The organism is Streptomyces sp. NPDC086077 (assembly GCF_040686175.1).
Lineage (GTDB): Bacteria > Actinomycetota > Actinomycetes > Streptomycetales > Streptomycetaceae > Streptomyces.
The window spans coordinates 1-5,088 of record NZ_JBFBJT010000267.1 but is presented as its reverse complement, the minus strand read 5'-3'; the positions used below and the strand labels follow the sequence as shown (position 1 = coordinate 5,088).

General features: G+C 71.2%; 5 protein-coding genes and 1 pseudogene. 3 read left to right on the top strand and 3 right to left on the bottom strand.

Translation table 11 applies throughout. The annotated features are described in order from the left end of the window. Window positions 1-411: cbb3-type cytochrome c oxidase subunit I (locus AB0O67_RS36510; RefSeq protein ID WP_365460147.1), on the bottom strand; the 411-nt coding region annotated here is incomplete at its 3' end. Beyond that, the gene (gene coxB, locus AB0O67_RS36505; protein WP_365460144.1) at window positions 408-1,367 is read right to left on the bottom strand and encodes a cytochrome c oxidase subunit II; all 960 of its coding nucleotides are present in this window, start codon (window positions 1,365-1,367) and stop codon (window positions 408-410) included. The genes coxB and AB0O67_RS36510, both read right to left, overlap by 4 nt. A 315-nt stretch (window positions 1,368-1,682) precedes the next feature. On the opposite strand from coxB, the gene AB0O67_RS36500 reads away from it, so the two are divergent. Beyond that, the gene (locus AB0O67_RS36500) at window positions 1,683-3,059 is read left to right on the top strand and encodes an aminotransferase class V-fold PLP-dependent enzyme (RefSeq protein ID WP_365460141.1); all 1,377 of its coding nucleotides are present in this window, start codon (window positions 1,683-1,685) and stop codon (window positions 3,057-3,059) included. Here AB0O67_RS36500 and AB0O67_RS36495 read toward each other — a convergent pair whose 3' ends face one another. Then, a complete protein-coding gene (locus AB0O67_RS36495; RefSeq protein WP_365460138.1) occupies window positions 3,060-4,034 on the bottom strand; it encodes a carbohydrate kinase family protein in 975 nt (324 codons plus the stop codon). 185 nt (window positions 4,035-4,219) lie between these two features. Between AB0O67_RS36495 and AB0O67_RS36490 the strand changes: the two genes are divergently transcribed. Both AB0O67_RS36490 and AB0O67_RS36485 read left to right on the top strand, forming a co-directional pair. Next, window positions 4,220-4,429: a hypothetical protein gene (locus AB0O67_RS36490; protein ID WP_365460135.1), complete on the top strand. Its 210-nt coding sequence runs from the start codon at window positions 4,220-4,222 to the stop codon at window positions 4,427-4,429. Window positions 4,430-4,544: 115 nt separating this feature from the next. Beyond that, window positions 4,545-5,088 (top strand): annotated as a pseudogene (locus tag AB0O67_RS36485) (hypothetical protein); the annotation flags it as partial.

Below are 5,088 nucleotides of genomic sequence, written 5' to 3'. Positions count from 1 at the left end.
CAGCGAGCCGAACAGGTAGAGCCAGTAGGCGAACATGTTCAGCCGCGGGAACGCCACGTCCGGCGCGCCGATCTGCAGCGGCATGATCCAGTTCGCGAAACCGGCGAACAGCGGCGTCGCGAACATCAGCAGCATGATCGTGCCGTGCATCGTGAACGCCTGGTTGAACTGCTCGTTCGACATGATCTGCGTACCCGGCCGGGCGAGCTCGGCGCGCATGAAGAGCGCCATCACGCCACCGATGCAGAAGAACGCGAACGACGTGACCAGGTACAGCGTGCCGATCGTCTTGTGGTCGGTGGTCGTCAGCCACTTGACGACCACGTTGCCGGGCTGCTTGCGCCGCACCGGCAGCTCGTTCTCGTACGAGCCGGCCTCGGCGGCACCCGCGGGTTCGTTGAGGATGCTCACAGTTGGTTCGTCTCCCGGTTCTTCTCGTGAGGCGTCTGCTCGATGCCCGCGGGAACGTAACCGGTCTGCCCCTTCTTGGCGAGGTCCTTGAGGTGCTGCTCGTAGCGCTCCGGAGAGACGACCTTCACGTTGAACAGCATCCGGGAGTGGTCGACGCCGCACAGTTCGGCGCACTTGCCCAGGAAGGTGCCCTGCCTGTTGGGGGTCACCTGGAAGGCGTTGGTGTGGCCGGGGATGACGTCCTGCTTCATCAGGAACGGCACCACCCAGAAGGAGTGGATGACGTCACGCGAGGTGAGCACGAAGCGGACCGTCTTGCCCTCAGGGAGCCAGAGGGTGGGGCCCGGGTTGCCCGTCTGCGGGTTCCGCTCCCCCGGCGTGCCGCAGGTGTAGACGCCGCCGGCGTCGGCCGGGAACTCCTTCTTGTAGCGGTCCGGAATGGCGTTCAGTTCCTTGGAGGTCTTGGCGTCCCCCGTGGAACCTTCGACATTCTCGATGTAGTTGAAGCACCAGCTCCACTGGAAGCCGACCACGTTGACCGTGACGTCGGGCTTCTTGGACATGTCGAGGAGCTTCGTCTCGTCGCGCGCCGTGAAGTAGAAGAGGACCGAGACGATGATGATCGGGACCACCGTGTACAGCGCCTCGATGGGCACGTTGTACCTGGTCTGCGGAGGAACCTCGATCTTGGTGCGGCTGCGCCGGTGGAAGATGGCACTCCACAGAATGAGGCCCCACACCAGCACGCCGACGGCGAGCGCGGCAGCCCAGGAGCCCTGCCACAGGGAGAGGACGATCGGCGCCTCTTCCGTGGTGGGGGTGGGCATACCAAGGCGGGGGAAGTCCTCCCATGTGCAACCGGTGGCGGTCGCCAGGACCAGGCCCGCGGTCAGTGCCTGCAGCAGCTTCCGCCGCATCGGGCGCCGCGGCGAGCGGTCGGAGCCGTTGGGACTCACGTAGCGCCTTCCCGAGAGTCTCGCCCGCGCTGTCGGCTGCGGCCTTCTCGCTGGTCGGTCGCCGCCCTGCGTCGGGCAGGGGTTTGGATGTTTATGCGGACCAAACCCTAGCCGACGCCCTCCGGGGGTTCGCGGGGAGGGTGCCCGAACGCGCCGCCGGGTCAGCCGAAGGAGTCGGTTGCCCGGCTCCTGCCCGTTTTCCGGGGGGAGTTCCGGGCGTCTGACGACCCGGAAGCACGGCTTGTCCGGCGGGTGCGGGCCCATCGTGGCTGGTCGCGCGGTTCCCCACGCCCCCAGGGGCGTTAGCGTGGTGGTGTGGCTTACTTCGACGCCGCTTCCGCGGCCCCCCTTCATCCCGTTGCGCGGCAGGCGCTGCTGGCCTCTGTCGACGAGGGGTGGGCCGATCCGGCGCGGTTGTACCGGGAGGGGCGGCGGGCCCGGATGCTGCTGGACGCGGCACGGGAGGCGGCGGCCGAGGCGGTGGGGTGCCGGCCGGACGAGCTGGTGTTCACCCCCTCCGGAACACGCGCCGTGCACACGGGGATCGCGGGTGCGCTGGCCGGACGTCGCCGCGCCGGGCGTCACCTGATCGTGTCAGCGGTCGAACACTCCTCGGTGCTCCATGCGGCGGAGGTGCACGAGAAGGACGGCGGTACGACCACTCAGGTGGCGGTGGGCCGGGAGGGCTCGGTGAGTGCGCAGGGGTACGCCGAGGCACTGCGGCCCGACACCGCGCTGGCGTGTCTGCAGTCGGCCAACCACGAGGTGGGGACCGTGCAGCCGGTGGCCGAGGTGGCGTCGGTGTGCCGGGCGGCCGGGGTGCCGTTGCTGGTGGACGCGGCGCAGTCGCTGGCGTGGGGGCCGGTGGCGGGCGACTGGTCGCTGCTGACGGCCAGTGCCCACAAGTGGGGCGGGCCGTCCGGGGTGGGGCTGCTGGCGGTGCGCAAGGGGGCGCGGTTCGCGCCGCAAGGGCCCTCGGACGAACGGGAGTCGGGGCGGGCCGCCGGGTTCGAGAACATTCCGGCGATCGTCGCCGCGGCGGCTTCGCTGCGGGCCGTGCGGGCCGAGGCGGCCCAGGAGGCGCTGCGGCTGCGGGAGCTGACGGACCGGATCCGCGCGGGGGTTCCGGAACTGCTCGGGGATGTCGAGGTGGTGGGCGATCCGGCGCGGCGGCTGCCGGGGATCGTCACCTTCTCCTGTCTCTATGTCGACGGGGAGACCCTGCTGCACGAGCTGGACCGCGCCGGGTTCTCCGTCTCGTCCGGATCGTCCTGCACCAGCAGCACGCTGACGCCGAGCCATGTGCTGAAGGCGATGGGGGTGCTGAGCGAGGGCAACGTGCGGGTGTCGCTGCCGCTCGGGGCGGCGGAGGAGGACGTCGACCGTTTCCTCCAGGTGCTGCCGGAGGCGGTCGCGGCGGTCCGGGAGAAGCTCGGGGCGCCGACGCCCAGCACGGTCGTGCGGGACGACGCGCTCGTCGTGGACGCGGTGGGCAAGCTCTGCCCCATCCCGGTGATCGAGCTGGCCAAGGTCATCGGGGAGGTGCCGGTGGGCGGCACGGTCCGGGTGCTCGCGGACGACGAGGCGGCCCGGCTGGACATCCCGGCGTGGTGCGCGATGCGGGGCCAGGAGTACGTGGGTGAGGAGCCGGCGGACCGGGGTACGGCCTACGTGGTCCGCCGGCGGGGGTAGTCAGCTCAGGTGCGTCCGGACCTCGGCGGCGGCGTCATGGCCGTACGCCTTGGTGAAGCGGTCCATGAAGTGGGCGCGGCGCAGGGCGTACTCCTGGGTGCCGACCGTCTCGATGACGAGCGTGGCCAGCATGCAGCCGACCTGCGCGGCGCGCTCCAGGCCGACGCCCCAGACAAGGCCGGAAAGGAAGCCGGCGCGGAAGGCGTCGCCGACGCCGGTGGGTTCGAGCTTGCGCTCCTCCTCCGGGCAGCCGACCTCGATCGGGTCCTCGCCGGCCCGCTCGATGCGCACGCCCCGGGCGCCGAGGGTGGTGACGCGGTGGCCGACCTTGCCGAGGATCTCCTCGTCGCTCCAGCCGGTCTTCGACTCGATGAGGCCCTTCTCGTACTCGTTGGAGAAGAGGTACGTCGCCCCGTCCAGCAGGATGCGGATCTCCTCGCCGTCCATGCGGGCGATCTGCTGGGAGAAGTCGGCGGCGAACGCGATGTTCCGGGAGCGGCACTCCTCGGTGTGCCGGAGCATCGCCTCCGGGTCGTCGGCGCCGATCAGCACCAGGTCGAGGCCGCCGACCCGGTCGGCGACGGTCTTCAGCTCGATCAGGCGGGCCTCGCTCATGGCGCCGGTGTAGAACGAGCCGATCTGGTTGTGGTCGACGTCCGTGGTGCACACGAAGCGGGCGGTGTGCAGGGTCTCGGAGATGCGCACGGAGGCCGTGTCGACGCCGTGCCGGTCCAGCCAGGCGCGGTACTCGTCGAAGTCGGCGCCGGCGGCGCCGACCAGGATGGGCCGGGTTCCGAGCTGGCCCATGCCGAAGGCGATGTTGGCGCCCACGCCACCCCGGCGGACATCGAGCTTGTCGACCAGGAACGACAGCGAGACCGTGTGCAGCTGGTCCGCGACGAGCTGGTCGGCGAAGCGGCCGGGGAAGGTCATGAGGTGGTCGGTGGCGATGGAGCCGGTGACTGCGATGCGCACGGCGTGGAATCTCCCGAGTGGAGGGGGTTGACGATTCACGCTACCCGGTTGCGGTGGCGCGGTTGAAGCGGATGGCCGGATGGGCACGAAGCGCCGGCCAGAAGGGGGCGGGCGGCTTCGAAATGACCAAAACTACCCGATAGTAGATCTTTCTTCGCCTACCCCGACGTGCCTACGGTGCCGCTATGACGAAACTCGACGCTTCGGTTCCCGCCCCCGTCGACCTGGAGGGTGACCTGGCCTCGCTGCGAGGTGACTGCGCCCGGATGGTCCCGCACTGGTCGGCACCCGACCGGCACGCCGCCCGCCCGGTTCCGCCGTCGCTGATCCACGGCGTGACCGTGCCGCCGAGGTCGGCCCGTCTGCTGGACGCGATGTCCGACTACGGCGACTGAGCCGGCCCACGCCGGGAACCGCGCGCTCCCCCGCTGCGTCCCATCGCTGTCCCCCGTAAAGGGGATACGGGATACGACCCACCAGCGTGAGCTGTGCAGCCGAAGGAGCGATGCGGTGAACACCGAGCGACCCGACAACGACGACGACGTCGCGGGCGGGACCGGCGCCGCCGAGCCGAACGCCGACGGGCAGGACGCCGCGCGCACCCCTCCGGACACCCCAGCCGCCCAGGACGCGCACGACACGCAGGCCACGGAGGGCGCGGCGGCTGCGCAGGGCGCGGAGGCGGCGGAGCACGTACGGACGTCGGAGGAAGCGGGGGCGGCCCCGGAGGCGGCGCGGAGCTCGGAGGAAGCGCGAGACCCGGAAGCCTCGGCGGAAGGACGCACCCCGGAAGACGCGCCGGCCTCGGAAGACGCACAGGACCCGGACGAGGCGCGGGCCTCGGCAGAGGCGCAGGCCCCGGAGGGAGACACCGTCCCGGACGACGTGCAGGCCCCGGAGCCGGACGACGTGCGGGCCTCGGAGCCGGACGACGTACACGCCCCGGAACCGGACCACGCGCGGGCCCCGGAGCCGGACCACGCGCGGGCCCCGGAGCCGGACCACGTGCGGGCCCCGGAGCCGGACGACGTGCGGGCCCCGGAGCCGGACCACG

What these genes read in the sequence shown, in the direction of transcription:
- AB0O67_RS36490 (WP_365460135.1), top strand. Translation starts at nt 4,220, where the DNA reads ATGACGAAACTCGACGCTTCGGTTCCCGCCCCCGTCGACCTGGAGGGT.